Origin of the sequence: Wolbachia endosymbiont (group B) of Dolichovespula media (assembly GCF_947179505.1) — a bacterium.
Lineage (GTDB): Bacteria > Pseudomonadota > Alphaproteobacteria > Rickettsiales > Anaplasmataceae > Wolbachia.
In genome coordinates this window covers 1,061,085-1,077,062 of record NZ_CAMXBR010000003.1, presented here as the reverse complement: position 1 = coordinate 1,077,062, position 15,978 = coordinate 1,061,085, and the positions used below count along the sequence as shown (strand labels likewise).

9 protein-coding genes and 3 pseudogenes are annotated in these 15,978 nt (G+C 32.6%); 3 read left to right on the top strand and 9 right to left on the bottom strand.

The features are described 5' to 3' along the window. Positions 1–2 precede the first annotated feature (2 nt). Positions 3–842, bottom strand: coding sequence for an ABC transporter permease (locus OM967_RS07850; RefSeq protein WP_208571534.1), 840 nt, complete (start codon positions 840–842; stop codon positions 3–5). Between the two features lie 6 nt (positions 843–848). Beyond that, the gene (locus OM967_RS07845) at positions 849–1,775 is read right to left on the bottom strand and encodes an ABC transporter substrate binding protein (protein WP_208571533.1); all 927 of its coding nucleotides are present in this window, start codon (positions 1,773–1,775) and stop codon (positions 849–851) included. A gap of 668 nt (positions 1,776–2,443) precedes the next feature. On the opposite strand from OM967_RS07845, the gene OM967_RS07840 reads away from it, so the two are divergent. After that, positions 2,444–8,059 (top strand): ankyrin repeat domain-containing protein, encoded by a 5,616-nt coding sequence (locus OM967_RS07840; RefSeq protein WP_264337872.1) that lies wholly within the window; start codon positions 2,444–2,446, stop codon positions 8,057–8,059. On the opposite strand, the pseudogene OM967_RS07835 reads toward OM967_RS07840, so the two are convergent. The 3 genes and pseudogenes from OM967_RS07835 to OM967_RS07825 form a co-directional block, all read right to left on the bottom strand. Next, a pseudogene (locus tag OM967_RS07835) lies at positions 8,034–8,426 on the bottom strand (Rpn family recombination-promoting nuclease/putative transposase); the annotation flags it as partial. The gene OM967_RS07840 and the pseudogene OM967_RS07835 sit on opposite strands and share 26 nt — an antisense overlap. A 95-nt stretch (positions 8,427–8,521) precedes the next feature. Beyond that, complete coding sequence (gene ltrA / locus OM967_RS07830) at positions 8,522–10,285, bottom strand: group II intron reverse transcriptase/maturase (protein ID WP_264337870.1); 1,764 nt, start codon at positions 10,283–10,285, stop codon at positions 8,522–8,524. A 451-nt stretch (positions 10,286–10,736) separates the two neighbouring features. Then, positions 10,737–11,276 (bottom strand): annotated as a pseudogene (locus tag OM967_RS07825) (Rpn family recombination-promoting nuclease/putative transposase); the annotation flags it as partial. Between the two features lie 129 nt (positions 11,277–11,405). Between OM967_RS07825 and wmk the strand changes: the two are divergent. Together wmk and OM967_RS07815 are read left to right on the top strand one after the other, a co-directional pair. Next, positions 11,406–12,299: a WO male-killing family protein Wmk gene (gene wmk / locus OM967_RS07820; protein ID WP_264337869.1), complete on the top strand. Its 894-nt coding sequence runs from the start codon at positions 11,406–11,408 to the stop codon at positions 12,297–12,299. A gap of 328 nt (positions 12,300–12,627) precedes the next feature. Next, positions 12,628–13,227: a hypothetical protein gene (locus OM967_RS07815; protein ID WP_246433179.1), complete on the top strand. Its 600-nt coding sequence runs from the start codon at positions 12,628–12,630 to the stop codon at positions 13,225–13,227. 4 nt (positions 13,228–13,231) lie between these two features. On the opposite strand, the gene OM967_RS07810 is transcribed toward OM967_RS07815, so the two are convergent. The 4 genes and pseudogenes from OM967_RS07810 to OM967_RS07795 all read right to left on the bottom strand — a co-directional run bounded on the left by OM967_RS07810 (position 13,232) and on the right by OM967_RS07795 (position 15,968). Further along, positions 13,232–13,642 carry a latrotoxin-related protein gene (locus OM967_RS07810; RefSeq protein WP_246433180.1) on the bottom strand — a complete coding sequence of 137 codons (411 nt, stop codon included), beginning with the start codon at positions 13,640–13,642 and terminating at the stop codon, positions 13,232–13,234. Positions 13,643–13,786: 144 nt separating this feature from the next. After that, positions 13,787–13,906, bottom strand: a pseudogene (locus OM967_RS07805) (IS982 family transposase); the annotation flags it as partial. Between the two features lie 468 nt (positions 13,907–14,374). Continuing rightward, a complete protein-coding gene (locus tag OM967_RS07800; RefSeq protein WP_264337868.1) occupies positions 14,375–14,737 on the bottom strand; it encodes a hypothetical protein in 363 nt (120 codons plus the stop codon). Positions 14,738–14,867: 130 nt separating this feature from the next. Next, positions 14,868–15,968 (bottom strand): ankyrin repeat domain-containing protein, encoded by a 1,101-nt coding sequence (locus OM967_RS07795; protein ID WP_264337867.1) that lies wholly within the window; start codon positions 15,966–15,968, stop codon positions 14,868–14,870. Between the last annotated feature and the right edge of the window lie 10 nt (positions 15,969–15,978).

The window sequence follows — 15,978 nt, the reverse complement described above, 5'->3', positions numbered from 1 at the left end:
CTTTATCCATAATTCCTATTGCGTTGCAAGGATATAAATAATATTACCCCTAAAACAAGCTTCAAATTTACAGGATCAATTCCTATATGCAATATGCTGCTAAGGCTTACAAAGTAAAAAAATATTCCGACAAAACATGCAATTACTTGCATAAAAATATGAAAATACTGAGGATTACCTCTAAAAATATGTAATCCGATGACAATAGCTCCAACACTAGTAAGCGCAAGTCCTATTCCCATATTAATATCCGCAAATCCATTTACTTGAGCAGCAAGCGCACCTGTTAGAGCCGCGAATCCATTACTTAATGCAAGACCTATAGTTCGATAAACTTCCGGTCTTTTCCCTAAAATACCCAATAAATTTTTATTATAGCCAAATGCTCGAAGTAATAATCCTAACCTTCCATTTAGTAAAAATACTAGTGATATAATGATAATACAATTGATTATAGTTAGTGGAATCAACCAATTTTCTAAATTAAATAATGATAAGATCGTTGGCGTTCCTAATATTGATATATTATGGCGTCTAAGTATTCGCAGATTAACCGAATATAGCATAAAGCTTGCAAGTATTCCGGCTATTAAACTATCAATACGGTCATTTTTTTGCATAAAACTAACTATGCTTCCAACTATCATACCTGCAAGCATACTAAATATTAATGCTGGAAATAGCCCAAAATCAATGGTACGGGCAAATATACCGGCCCCTAAAACATAAGTACCATCAACAGTTAAATCTGTAATTTTCATAATTTCATAACTTATATACATCCCCAAAATAAGAGGTAGTATTAAAAAGGACTGTTCTAACGCTATAAATAGTATGTCCATTATTTGTTACTCAATTTCTATACGCTGAAATGGTAAAGAAGATATTTCAAGTTTAGTTAGAATCTTTTGTCTAGAAAATGATTTAGAATTAATAAAGAGCATTAAACTATCCATAAGCTTAAAAGGAATATTTTTAGGGAGAATGCCGTTTAAAACATCTTTGGCAATTAATCCACTATTAACTCCAATTTCCTTTTCTCGTACCCCTATTGCTATAGTTGCACCGTCAATTACTGACCCTTCATCTGAAGCAATTATAGGAATTGATCTATTATCCGCTTCTTGTTTTAAGATATTTATGCCACTTGCTAGTAAATGATCCTTTAAGATTAGAAAAGCTTGCGTATTTTTAGGGCTATTTTTTACCGCTAGCGGGAGATCAGTCAAGTTATTTATCATCATTTTATGGAGAACAATATTATTTTTTTCTGCATATAATTTTAATTCTTTTACTGCAGGTGCTACTTTTTCACTACTACTATATAATAATGTTATATCATACAACGATGGTAGTTTATCAACTAACTTTATTATCGATATTTCATCATTAACCCCGGTCACCAAGGGATGATTTTTGTTATTTATTGCTGCAGCTACACAAACGATAGGTTTATTTTTTATATGAGAAATAGTCATTAGAGAGGTAGAAGAACCAATAGGCATGAGTATGTCTTGCTGCTGCATTTGCTTAATTATTGTGAGTAAAACATTAGGATCCCCATGAGCATTTTTAACTGTAATTTTAACACTCTGGTCTTGCAACGATTCTTTAATTCCATTAACAATCTGAGTCATTGCTTCATGTTCAAGAGGTACAATAATACCAATATTTTTATGATTAGCATAAACTGCAACAGTAAAAAACAGGACAGATAGAAACGCTAAAAGATACTTCTTATAATAGAAAGCTTTAAAAATGACGGAAAACAACATCGTGATACCCTATAAAAACTACAATTCAAACAAAGCCTAAAATTGATGTAAAATTATTTACGCCAACGCCATCCTTGATTTAAATTATTAATTTCTACAGATATCATATATATAAATTCTATTATTATATAACTAAGTCTAATATGTTTTAAATATAATGTCAATTATATTTGAAGCAGTGAAAATAGCATTAGAAACATACTGCGAATTAGCGTCGTAAAGGATTTAATTATTTACTTTCCCCAAAAACACAAAAATAGTACGTATATTTACGAGAACGCGTTGCGTAAAAATAGGGTTGTAAAAATAAAAGCTTGAAATTGTTACAACAAAATTAGGCAAACCAGTTCGTCGTAGATTTAGCGAAAGTGATCCAATATAGCTGGTTTTAGCTTACAGTGAAATTACCATATAAAAAAGTTCGTATGGTACACATGGTAGACCAACGCATTCCAAGAAAAACTCTTCTCTCACTAGATGATTTTGGGTACTGAAAGTAGTGATATCATTTAGTACATTGCAGTAAAAAAAATAGAAGTGTTTTTGCAAGCACTGGCTTTAGTTTTAAAAATACAAACTAAAATAAAATGCTAAAAAAGTTCTTGTTCTGCTGATTTTATTGACCATAATGTAGCAATATTCAATATAACCAATACTGGGGGGTTATTATGTTCAACGCATCATGTTCTGTAAATCGTGCAGAGAAAAATCTAGGACCCTTTAAGCAAGAAGTTAGGTCAACAAAAGCAAAAAGAAAAGATATACTACTATCCAGTAATCAGCAAATATTAAACCTGCCAGAAGGTTTTACAATAGGGAAAGCAATTGAAAGAGGGGATTGTTTCTTTGATGCAGTTGCACAAGGACTTAAGCAATTAAATCCTGGAACAAACTTTACTGTGAAATCTTTGAGAGAAGTTTGTAGGAAGCAAGCTTTAATTAGTCAAGAAATGAAAGAAAAGATTATAGCAGATGCTAGAAACCGTCAAGATTCTACAGTAATACTTCCGCAGCCTGGTATTAATGATGATGAATTATGGAATGCTTACTTGGATAGCATAGAATATACTGTTGAAGATATAGAAAAAATGAAGAGCACAAATCTACCCTTGCATCAAGCATTAACTGGCTCAAAGTATGGAAGTACATTACAAGCTCCTATATGGGGTAGGGTTGAGATTGAGGGAAGTATGATTTGTAATGAATATAATATTAAGCTGCATGTTATTGAAGATCTTCATATATGTGGATGGTCAGGGTATCTTATTGATGAGTTAACATACAAACCTGTAAGTACAGATTATAATGAAAAAAATACTATACATATAATAAATAAAGGAGGTTTCCATTTTGAGCCAATCTTGAGCGAGACACTATTAATAAGAGAGTTTACTAATATTATAGAGGATTCTAGTCTTCTAGAAGATAGAAAGCTTGAAAAGCTGAAAAGTTTTTTTAAGGTATATCCGAGTCTAAACGTTAATTTTCAGGTGAATCAATATAATGATACACCGCTACATATTGCTGCTTGTGTGGGAGAATTAAAAATTGTTAGGTTTTTGCTAAAGATAGGAGGGCAAGTTGATGTTTTAAATGGAGAGGGAAAGACTCCTATAGATATTGCTAAAGATAATAACAGAAAAGATATCGCTAAGATACTGCAACCACTTATTTCATATGAAGAAGTTGATGTACCGGGAGATGGCAGTTGCTTATTTTGGTCTGTTGCTTTAGCTTACTTAACTCCCGTAAAATTTGATGATTATGCCTTCCATGAAAGGTTTAAAGAATTATTTACGAGCGACCATGATGTACATTCAATTCAAAGGCTAATGCAGAGTAATGCAAATATTTATGAAGATAGTGTAATGAGGCAGTTGGTAACGAAGACATTTCGTAGTGAAGTTGCTGATGCAGTATGTTTCAGCCAAAGAAGATTTGAAAATAAGGTTGAGATTATGGATCTTTTTGAGAGTCAAAGTGGAAGTTATTTTACAGGAGGTACCTTTAAAAGAGAGTTTGAATATGAATTCGGTGCTGAAAAAATTAAGCAGTATAATATTGATATTAGTAAACTCCAACCCAATTCTTTTGATAAAAGTGCAGTAAAGGAAATTTGTACTGAACTTAACAAGATAAAAAACCGAAATGAAGTTCAGGAATTTATATTTGACACATACTTAAAGTGTATGGAAATGCCTAAAGCTTGGGGTGGAAAGCATGAAATAAATACAATGTCTGATCTACTAAATACAGCGATAATAGTGTCTGAGAAAGGTTCAAAAGATCATATATACAATGAAGAGAAAAAATATTGTAATAAAATACGCTTATCCTACAAAGAAGGTAATCATTATCAATTTTATCAAGTAAAGTATTCAAATTTGATGAAGTTTGTTCTGAGTTTCATTCAATCATTTGAAACGAGACTTATTATATATGACGTACTTGCGAGTACACTGAGAGAGGGGAACCAAATGTTTTCTGATGGAGTGAGCATTAATAGGTTTGTGCGAAGTATTTTTGGATGTTCAATGAATACAGATGACTTGGCAATATTTGGTATGAGGGCATCTTTGAGAACAGGTAATGTAATAAAAGCGACAAAAAATTTTATTAATCTATCAGACTTAATAGAAACATTTAATGAATATAAACTGGGCTTTAGAAAAATATTAGTAGATGCTGGATGCAATATTTTTCAAAGTTTTGAAATGCAGTTTGAGAAAATGGGTTTCGATCATATTTCAAAGATAGCAGATGATATTGTAGATAAGATAATCGAATACTACATTCAGAAAGAACACAATGAAGATTTAAGCTATATAGGGATAGCTGAAACCCTTGTTCTAAGTACATATTTGCAAGAGGTGACTGCGCAGTATGGAGAAATAAGTTATAACCTTAAAGATTTATATGAAAGTATCGGAATTGCAGAAGGCAGTGAAGGCTCTTTTATCTATTATAGAAAAAGAAGTGAAGATAAATCTAGTAAGTATGGTTATCGCCGTTCCCTTATGGGTGAAAAGTCGAAAAGAATATATGATAGAAGATATATCAGAGTAAAAGCTACAAACGCAGAACTTGAAAATTATGTGTATACTTTAGATGCCTTAAATGTACAAGAGTTTAAGGCTAAAGTGGAGCAGGTATTTTATATTGTCAATAAAGAAATCCAAATGCCAAGCAAAAAAGTAATTGAGGATCTTATCGTAAAAATTAAATCTCATATTGAACAAGAGGTAAGCGTTTTAAGCGAGTATATCTTACTTTTCTGTCAAGGATGCAAACAAAGTTTAGATATGAATATGAGATACTTAGTTAAAGGAGAAGGAATAAGAAAAGGCAAAAAGATAATAGAAAGGACTGAAAAAAATAGTGATGTTATATATTTGATGGAAAACAATTTAAAAACAATTCCAAATTTATCTTATTATCTAAAAGTAAAAGAAGCATTTGTAAAGCATGCTGAAACAGTCGCTCAAGACTATAGCAACCTACTTGAATCAGAGCATGATAATGCAGCAAGATCTAGGAGTTTTCGGTCTAGTATAAAAAGATTATCAAATATAAAAAAATTAGGATTTCTATTTGGGCAAATGAATTTTCAGGATGTATGTGATCCAGTAGAAGAATTCACTGGAAGGCAAGAACAAATAGATGAGATATATACAAAATTGCAGGGGGGAGAGGTAATAATAGTAGGTCCATCTGGTATTGGTAAAACTCAATTAGCTAGAAAGTTTGTTGAAGAAAACAAAGGAGCTTATCTTCATGCCTATGAAGTAAGTACTCAAGATATATTATCCATAGAAAGTTCTTTTAATTACCTTGTTCGAGATAGGTTAGCCATGTTTATGAAAGGAGAGGAAGGTAAAGGAAAGAAAAAATGCCTGTTCCTTTTTCAGGGAGTTAAAAAAGAAGATGTAGAGAAGATTTTAAAGATCAGAGGTCAAAGAGGTGGTTTTGATTGCTTGTTTACTTCTTCTGATCAAGATTATCAAGATATAGCAGAAGTATCTTTAGATAGTCTTGAAGAAAAAGAAGCTGTACAACTTGTCAAAAGAATTTTAGAGATAGCAGATAGATCGCAAGATGAACAAATAAAAGCACTCATAAGAAAACTCAAAGGTTTTCCATTAGCTATAAACCTAGCAGCAGCGTGTATTAAAAACAAAGGATCAAGCCCTTTGAGAGAAGCATTTGGAATTTTTGAATATTTAGTACAGTACGAAAAGTTTGATCAGAAACTTCCACTAAACACTAGGCAAAATGAATACGATAGGATATTGCAAATAACATTACTACTTTCGATGGAAACAATAAAAGAGATGTGTTCTGGAGAGAAAATTCTTGAAATTTTAAATACTATAGCTTATTTTGGTCATAGTGCAATTGATCCAAGTTTATTTCTTGCCTGGATTAAATGTGGGGATGAACTATACTCCATTTTCGAATTGCTAGAGCAGTATTCCATAATTTGTGCAAAAGAGCCAGGTAAATACAAGGTTTATATCATGCATGAATTAATAAAAAAAGTAATACGTTCACAGTTTACCATAGATGAGGAAAAATACATATTAAGTTGTATAATAAAATTGGTATCTGAAACTGAAGGAGGGTTTTTAGATGTAGTTCACCTCTTATCTTTGTTTGATCATGGTCAAAAATATGACTATCTAATAGAAGAAAATAAGAATTTTCCTTGTTTAATTTTAAGTGGCTTAAATGAGTTATATGAGTATCAAAAAGTTATCAATCTCACGTCACAATTATATCAATTACTTGCTGTAGATGATAGATATTCAAGATTAATTAAATATGAGTTTGCCTGCGCGCAAGCTGGTTTGGGACTATATGATAGAGCGTTAAAAATCTTTCTGGATTTAAAAAAACTCGAGAAGGTAAATGATACACTTCCTTCTCTTACTTTGGATAAAAAAATACTTTCTACTTATCTCAAACAAAAAAATTATAAAGAAGCATTGTCATACGTTAAATACAATAACTTTATAGTCAATAGTTTATATGGCGAAGACATCATGGAACTTATGGAAGAACATCTAGATATAGCAGTTATTATAGCTGAAGTATTTGTGATGCAAAAAAGATATACTGATGCACTTACAACTTTGCACTATGTAAGACTACTGAGAGATGAAATTTTCCTTAAAATAGGTGATTTTAACTCCGATGATGATCCTTATCTTGATCCTTCCGAGATGTATGAATTTTATAATTTAGATACAAAATATATCTATGCCCTAGCATATTTCTTTATGGTTCAAGAAAGAAAAAAAGTAACTATAAATGAAGAAGAGTTATCACATAAAGAGGATTTACCTCGTGAATTGAGTATACAAGCTTTATTTAGGCATCTACAAGATGTTCTAATAAATCAAGAAGGTAGTCAGTACTTACAACCGGCTCCTTATTTTGTTGAAATAGAAGTAGAAAAAGTCATTCAGAGGAAATTAAGAGAAAAAACATTGCGATATTTTGAGGAAGTACTGAAGCTACAAAAAAATTATGGATTTTTAGATAATCATCCTAACGTACTATCTGTGAAGTTTTATATAGCTGTTTTACATAGCTGCTTAGAGGATAAGGAAAAAGCATTACAAGAACTCCAACAATTGCAAGAATTACAGGAGAAAGTGATAGGAGTAAATCATCCTGACACTTTAGGAACTGTAAATGCTATACAAGAATTATTTACTGAAGGTGAAGACAAGTTAACATATTTAAGAAATGAGATAGAAAAAAGAGAATCGCTCTTACAATTTGAAAAATCTGATTTGAATGCTAAGGGTGTCTCAATCTTAAAAGAGCTTTATGTAGAAAAAAATAGCGAAAGTTTTTCTTCAGTATCAAGTGAAGAATTACTGCTAGGAAATAAAAGATTCTTAGATGCAGAGAGTACAAAAACTAAAAGGAGAAAAATGGATAATCAGCAGCAAGTCTCAGAGTTGCAAGATTGTACTTTACCAGGCTCAGTGAAGGGTCAGTGTATATCACCTAAAAGAAGAAATTTGGAAAATATGAGAGTGACATCTCTAGGTGGTCAGAAGACTGTAAATCTATCACTAGACAGAAAAGGATCACTCATTGAGCTGAAATATAAACTGAATCATTATGACGATCAAATACAAAGATTTATACAATGGGAAAATAGCAATTTGAAAAAGTCACAGCGGCCAATATCTTCACTTAACAGCATTACTGTAGAACCTACGGATAATAAGAGCCTGAGAGGAGTTACTTCTGCTGGTCAAGTTGCTTAATTTTATCTAAGGAAAGGCCAGTGATTTCAGCGATAACATCAATAGATACACCTGCCTTGAGTGAGTTTTTGGCCACAGCTATTTTACCTTCAATTTTACCTTCAATTTTACCTTTTTGATGGCCGATTTGGATGCCTTCTTTCCTGCCCTTCTCTTCTCCAATTTGGATGCCTTCATGTTTAGCATCATCGATTTTTTGTTCCAAGATAGCAGCTTCTTTCTGTAAATCCATTACTCTTTCTTCATAAGCTACTAGGTCCTTCTCATTCCAATGAAACTTATCTAATTCATCATATGCTAGCTTTATTATTGGTGACTTTTCTGCTATTTTTCTTAAATCTTCATCCGTAGTTTCTTCTGCATACTGTTGTCTAAGTGAAGAAGGTCGCCCCTCTTCACTCGACTTCAAAACCGTACGTGAGACTTTGCGCCTCATACGGCTTCTCTCTAATTTGGTGCTTGTCATGCACACCTCCTGTGTAATTCATCGTGACAATGCCCATGTAACAAAGATAAATTTTTGATCATATTGTTTCGTCTATTCCGGTCTTTATGATGTATTTCTATTATATCATCACTTTCAAACCATAGTCTACAATTACCGCATTTACTTTGTTGTAACTTCAATAGTTTTATTACTCTTGATGGCTTATCTGGTATTTCTCTAAGACGATTACCCCAATAAACCCAATCACCATCATATGGAGATCTGGTTTTTTGCACTTTGATATGTCGTTTAATAACATGATCGCTGTGTATAATAAGATGTATCTTGTTACTTGTCATAAAATGCCAGTTATCGTTATTATACTTTTTAAAGTATTTTCTTTTTATCCAGCATTTCCCTTTGTTTGGGTGCCTAAAGACTGCCCACTTCCAGAGCTTTCTATGTATAGTATTATCCAATGAGCTAAAGATTTTACATGAAACTACTGAAGAGTAATATTGACTCCACCCTCTAATGATTGGATTGAGATTCCTTATTACTACTTCCTGTGGCGCCCCACGCATTTCTCTAAGTTTATGTTTAATAGCAAATATATGCTGCTTTATAGAATTACGACTTGGTTTTATTAATAATTTGTAACCTTTCTTACTTTCTTTTGTTGGATATTGTCTTATTGAAAATCCAAGAAAATCAAATCCTGGTTTTATTCCATTAATGATTTTTAATGTATGAGAAACTTTTGTCTTAGAAGGCTTTAATTCTAATCCAATGGTTTTTAACCATTCTTCAACTAGAACTTTTGCCCTAAGAATAATTTCTTCACTTTCATGTATGACGACAAAATCATCACAGTAGAAAATTACACTAATAGACTTTTGCGCATTTTTATGCGATATCCTACCATATTTTCTTTTCATGCATTGAAAGAGTTCGTTTGTTAATGCTTTTTTGATATGTTGCTCTAATCCGTGTAATGCAACACAAGCTAGCAACGGTGAGATCGTCCCTCCTTGAATTGTACCACGTTTTGTGGATTGAAACTTTCCATCTTCCATAACGCCTGCCCTTAACCATCCTCTTATGATTTTCTTTAACGTTGGTGTGGTATTGAGCTTTTCAAGCAGTTTATTATGGTTAATATTGTCAAAACATCCAGAAATATCAGCATCTAATACATATGCTGTTTTCTGTTTTAGCACATCAAATATGGCTTCAATTGCATCATGACATGATCTACCAGGTCTAAAACCATAAGTGTTTGGCTCAAGTTTTGCCTCCCATTCTGGTTCTAAAGCCATTTTTACAAGTGTTTGTTTTGCTCGACACGATATAGTAGGTATACCAAGCGGGCGATGCTCCGATGGCTTACCAGGTTTTGGGATCCAGACGCGTCTTGATGGCTTTGCTTTTTCTTTTATATCTAAAGAATATGATAGTTGTAATCTTTCTTTTTGATTAAGATTAGCCTTTCCATCAATACCTGCAGTCTTCTTCCCCCTATTGTCCTGTGTTACTTTCCTAACAGCGAGTGTTTTTGCACTTGTTGATTTGAGTAATAATCTCTGAAGATTATGCATCTTTCTGATATCATTACATTTAGAAGCTTGGTAAATTCGTTTTTGTAGCTTAAATGAAGATTTCTTCAGCTTTCGCCAAGGAATTCCATTCCATTCATACCTAGCTTTTTGCTGGTCCATAACATATTCACTACTATTCACCACTTTACCTTCCAAATTAAAGTGTTTACGTCTGCGTATCCCAGATATTACTTTGGGCATTAGCTTCTTAAACAATCCTTCCACATAGCAGCTTGTGGTTGGCTACCTACTTATATTTTTATGAATATAAGAGCTTTTATGTGGTTACTCCGTTCCATGGCTTCGTTTCACGTTAAACTTAGATTCCTACTATTTGCCGGAAGCTGGGAACATCAATAACTAAAGTCTTCAATCTTTAGTTCCCCTTTTGCTTCGTACCATTTTGGTCTATGCGTAGTTCAACCTCTTTTCGCATACTATGCTTTGACGACAATTCAAACATAGGTTCCTCTCGTAATCATATCTAACTCTGTTTGCAGGGATTCACCATGAGGTTTAGTGTTACTTGCTTTTATCTCATGCTTGCATCCCAAAGGTTGCCACCCTTTAAAATGTGAAATATACATTATCCCCGATGTCTAGGGAAAGTGGAATTTAACCACCACAAAACCACGACTTTCAGGGTCGCACTAAAGAAAAAGCACCATCTCTCAACAGTAGTTTCCAACTGCTCTACTTTACTTTTTGTAAATTTAGGTAGTTCAATGAAGACAAATTGAAAATCTTTTAAATAATGTCCGTTAGTCTTTATATCGCGTATATTATGAGTGGAAATATAATAAACATCTGAAGGGAAAAGAGTACTATTGGAAATAGCAATAAAGAAAACAGTTTTAAAATCAATGTAATTGCCAGACTGTCTTGAGTAAGCCTTAGCAGCATAAAGTTGAGCACGTTTTTCAAAGCCTTTATCACGAGCAAGCTGCATTTCTGCAATATAACTATTTCCGAGAGAATCCTTACAGAGGACATCAACGATACTCTGTTTATCAGAAGCAATCTCAGGATTCATAATGGTGCTGAGGAACTCAACATCCTGAATAGCATTGACTCCAGTAAAGCCTAAGATATCATTGAGAAAGTGAATAAGAATGTCTTTATTTTTTTCAGTACCAAAAATACGGCGAAAAGCTATATCATTGCGAGCATCAAGGAACTTCGAAAGAGCCATGAGAAAGTAAGATAAAAAGCATTGATCATTATACACAATTGTGAAGAAATATTCAACTAAAATTCAAACATAGAAAGAAGCATCCCTTTTGTATATCTTTATTTGGTAGTATTAACCTGTATAATATTTATGACAAACATCTCGATAAGGTACCAGATAGCACAAAAAGTAAGGAGCTGGAGGTTAAAGAGAAAATATACTCTAAAAGACTTAGTAGACAAAACAAGCATAAACTATCATACATTAATAAGATACGAGCAAGGAACATGTGGCATTCCAACTGAAAAGTTAAAAATCCTAGCAGAGGCGTTATCAATTCCTATTAGAAATCTCTTTCCAAGACGAAAAGTACTAAAAGAAGATAGTTGTTTCGACAAAGTCAAGACCGAGGAAATGTATAATTTCATAGAAAAAATAGGAGGACACAAAGCAATTTATGCATTTGTCCGAGCTGAAGAAGAAAGTAATATAAAAGCAGCAAGAATAAGAATTGCAAAAGGTCTAGTTAAGGCGGGGTTTGCTACTGAGATTATCTATCGAGCAACAGGCTTATCAATTGAAGAATATGCTGATAAAGAGAGATACGAGCCAAACAGAGGGCAAGAGATCAAGAAGTGGAGAATAATCAGAGGATATACACAAGAAGAGTTAGCAAAAAAGCTTAATGTGGGACCCTCGCAAATACATCATTATGAGCAAGGTAGCGTTACTCTTTTAAGTGAAAGGTTGTGGGAGATAGCAAGAGAATTATCAGTGAATGCTGAAGATCTGATAAAGGAGTACAAAGAAAATGATTACGAAGGAGAAAGTGAATTATTAAGTTTGGCAAGAGAATATAGAAAAATTGACAATCAAGAATCACGAGATGAGCTAAATATATGGGTAGAATTTTTCTTGCAAAGAAAGCAAATTTACAAAGAGAAGATTGATAAAATAGAGGGAATGAAAGTTGCAAATAATTTACTTCAGTTAGGTTTTTCTACTGATGTTATTTCTAAAATAGTAACAACTTCTTTTACATAAAGAATTAATTTTCAATTAGATAAAATAAGTATCTATTAATATCTTAACTTATTAATGAAAAAATAAGTAAAAAAGATTGAAAAATTGATTTGACTTCACTCGAAAGCTATGGCTCTATGCCAATGCTGATAAAAAACAGCAGTAAATAATTAAAAACAATTTGTTATTAACGAGGAGTATATTTTATGAATAATAGTGAAAAACTTACAGAAGAAATAGAGAGAGTATTACAGAGTGGAGAAAGCAATAAATTGCTCTATAGACTTAAATAATATGCTTAATATAGGAGGGTGTATGACTACTAAAAAAAACAGTATCATTTGATGATATGGATGGAAATACTTATGAGTTAATCATTGATTCTAAAAAGTTACCAAAAGGACTATATAGTGCTATTGAAGGTATAAGGCGTACTAGCAAAAAAAATCAGCAGCTTATACTTGTAGACGAGACTGATCCGAAAATATTTGATGATAAAAGTAGGTTTGAGAATCCTGAAGGTGTGCCTTCCCCTAGCGATGTTTCTGAAAAATTAATCAATCTTGGAGAAGGACGCGAGGTTTATAACACAAAATCTTCAAATCGTCAAAATCCGTTTATTCCAGCCTTAAGCAAGATAGAGCCAAGTGTGAGTGAAAATACAGAGTTAAGATGGTTTAAAAATGCAGTAGTAAAGGCAAAAAGCGTAGACGAACTGAACAAAGTAATAGATCAAGCACTAAGCGCTGGAATAAGGATAAATGCGTATAGCGAAGGACAGAAGAGTTTTGCTGATACGGTGATATCGAAAATGTCTTTGATCAAATGCAAAGAAAATGAGAAGGAAGACATAATATGTGAATTGATGCTAAATGGAGCAATATTCAGATACGATCTATTGCAGGATAAGGGAATAAGTGAAATGCATAACAAACTCTATCAAGTCTAAACTATTACAACATAAACTTGTCAAACTTTTTCGGACTTAACTTGCCAGCTCCTCTACCAGGGAACGCTTTCTCTACATATGAGCTTAAAATCCCTGAAATCTCATTAAATTTACCACTCATAACTTTTCTAGTAATCTCTTTTTGCATTCCCATATAATCAATATTTAACCGGTGCATTGATACACCACTTTTTAATCCAGCTTGCTCTACTACTTTCTCAAATCTCTTTGTAATATTGCGTGCATATCCCTGTGCTTCTAGTGGAGATATAGACTGATCTACTGTAGAAACATACTTTTGACCTGTAACTTTTCTAATGAGCATGTCAAGTAACATTATCGTACCATTTACATCCATTTTTGCATTTACTTGTGAGATTGGACTTGGAGTGCTCTCAGGTTTAGAACTTAACAATCCACTTACAGAGCTTTTTACCCAGCCAAATAAATCATTTATAGCTCTTTTTACAATAATCCGAACAGATCGTAATATGCTACTGGCCTGCTATAGCCATCAACACATATCTTATCTCATTCGGACTATTATAAGAAAAGCTATAATTTTAGGTATTCTTGTTGGGTTTTTCCCACTTGATAGGAGCTTTCCTGAAATTTTTTCATCAGCAATGCGACAAAAATCTTCTATGAAACAGTAAAGTTCTGTAATATCTTTTTTCATGGGTAACCTCTTAATTATTGCTAAAATACTCGAGTTTACCCTATTTCCTTCTTTATTAATTCTACTTTTATCTATTTTCTAATCCATAACTGGGGTCATTAAGTTAATATCTCAAGATAGTTTCTAAAAAATTTACTACTATGCTTATGGTTTTGGAGTATGATGAATTTTTCTTCTTTAGTATTACTTGGCTTTATTTTAGCTCAAAAGAGGTCATTTGAAGCATTTGGTGTTTCTATTGGAGCATTTTGGGTTTCTTGCTAGTTTCTTACACGTAGATTAAGTATATTAGGATTATTATTATCTTCTTTGTCTAAAATTGTAATAAATATACGTGTGATTAATAGAGGTTCTTATAACTTACTTGTTAGATTAAGTTGTGTCTATTACACATTCTTAGATTGAAAGATAAATCCTCCAGAAACGATGTTAATTTTCTGCTATTTCTCATGAATATTAGTTTGTATCTCAAGTTCGTTCACCTATTACTGTCTTGTTTTTACTTTCAATATTTACCTCTCTCACCTCGGTATTAGGTTCTTTAATATTGGAGGCAGAAAAACACTCACTACTTTGCTTACCTCTATGCATTAAAAATGATGTCCCTATCCACTTTTCAATACCATTGACTGCTTCATTAAACCTTTTTATATCTACGTTGTCTAGAAGTTCAAAGACTTGTAGAGAAACTTCCTCTGGAACTAACACTGGTAAATTACCAGAAACTTGTTCCAACAAATCCAGTATTTCTATCACTGATTTATTTTTACTCTCTATTAGGTAAGCAAGGATAGGAAATTCACTTTTAGCTTCTTCTAACTTGCTTTCCATATCTTTCTCTCGTAGAGAAGATGCTAATTTATTGGACTCCTTACTTGTCAGAACGTTATTCAGAATATTATAAAGAAAAGCTTTTGGTGGAAATACCTTGTGTAAATTACTCGAACCTTGTTCTAGTAAATCAAGTCTTCCTTTCCCTTTTTTGATATTGACTTTCTATTCGTTCAGCAAAGATGGGAAATTCACTTTTAGCTTTTTCTAACTTTTCTCTCATATTTCTGTCTCGTACGTAAGATGCTAATTTATTAGCTTCCTTACTTTTCAGAATATCATACAATGTACAACTTTTGTTAATCTTTTTTTCTTTCATTCTTTCTAGTTCATCTATACACCTACTACGATATTCTAACATTTGTTGCGCAAGATCGTGAGATAACCTACTTTGTATGAGATTATACAACTCTTCTCTGTTCTCAAAGTAATCTAATCTAGTTTCAAGTGCTATTAAGGTTTCTACCATTTCCACTCTTTCGGAAACACAATATTCTAAGAAAGTAACCTCAGAGTAGAAACTTACATCTGTATCAGCACCTTCTTCTATTAAAAGTTCTACTACTCCTTCATGGCAATTTTGAGCAGCAAACAACAAAAGAGTAGTATCACAATTAGAACCAATTTTTAACCTTTCATTAATATCTGGTTTTATCCTCTCTAATAGACATGATAATATTCCTTTATAGCCCTTTAGAATAGAAAGTTGTAAAGGAGTATACCATTTATCATTTCTTATATTTGTATCAGCACCTCTATTTAATAGAGCATCTACCACCACTATATTGTTCTTTGCAACAGAAATATGTAAAGGAGTATATCCCTCACAATTTTTTACATTTATATCAGCACCTCTATTTAATAAAGCATCTATCACCACTATATTGTTCTTTGCAACAGCAATATGTAAAGGAGTATATCCATGATAATTTTTTACATTTACATCAGCACCTCTATTTAATAAAGCATCTACTATCTCTACATTGTTATTTTCAGTTGCAACATGTAATGGGGCATTTCCAATTGCATCTCCTGCATTCACATAAGCATCATTTTCTATTAAAACTTCTACTATCCTAGTATTGCCACAAACAGCTGCCATATGCAGAGGAGTATTCGTGTTTTCATCTATTATGTTTGGAACAACAAAGTTTTTTATTATGTAAGACACTGCTACTATATTGCAAAGTTTAATAGCAATAAATAAAGAATTGCAGGCTAATTTATTCAAGCCACGTGCC

Coding starts and splice junctions, on each gene's coding strand:
- OM967_RS07850 (WP_208571534.1), bottom strand. CDS start 842: ATGGACATACTATTTATAGCGTTAGAACAGTCCTTTTTAATACTACCT.
- OM967_RS07845 (WP_208571533.1), bottom strand. CDS start 1,775: ATGTTGTTTTCCGTCATTTTTAAAGCTTTCTATTATAAGAAGTATCTT.
- OM967_RS07840 (WP_264337872.1), top strand. CDS start 2,444: ATGTTCAACGCATCATGTTCTGTAAATCGTGCAGAGAAAAATCTAGGA.
- ltrA (WP_264337870.1), bottom strand. CDS start 10,285: ATGCCCAAAGTAATATCTGGGATACGCAGACGTAAACACTTTAATTTG.
- wmk (WP_264337869.1), top strand. CDS start 11,406: ATGACAAACATCTCGATAAGGTACCAGATAGCACAAAAAGTAAGGAGC.
- OM967_RS07815 (WP_246433179.1), top strand. CDS start 12,628: ATGGATGGAAATACTTATGAGTTAATCATTGATTCTAAAAAGTTACCA.
- OM967_RS07800 (WP_264337868.1), bottom strand. CDS start 14,737: ATGGAAAGCAAGTTAGAAGAAGCTAAAAGTGAATTTCCTATCCTTGCT.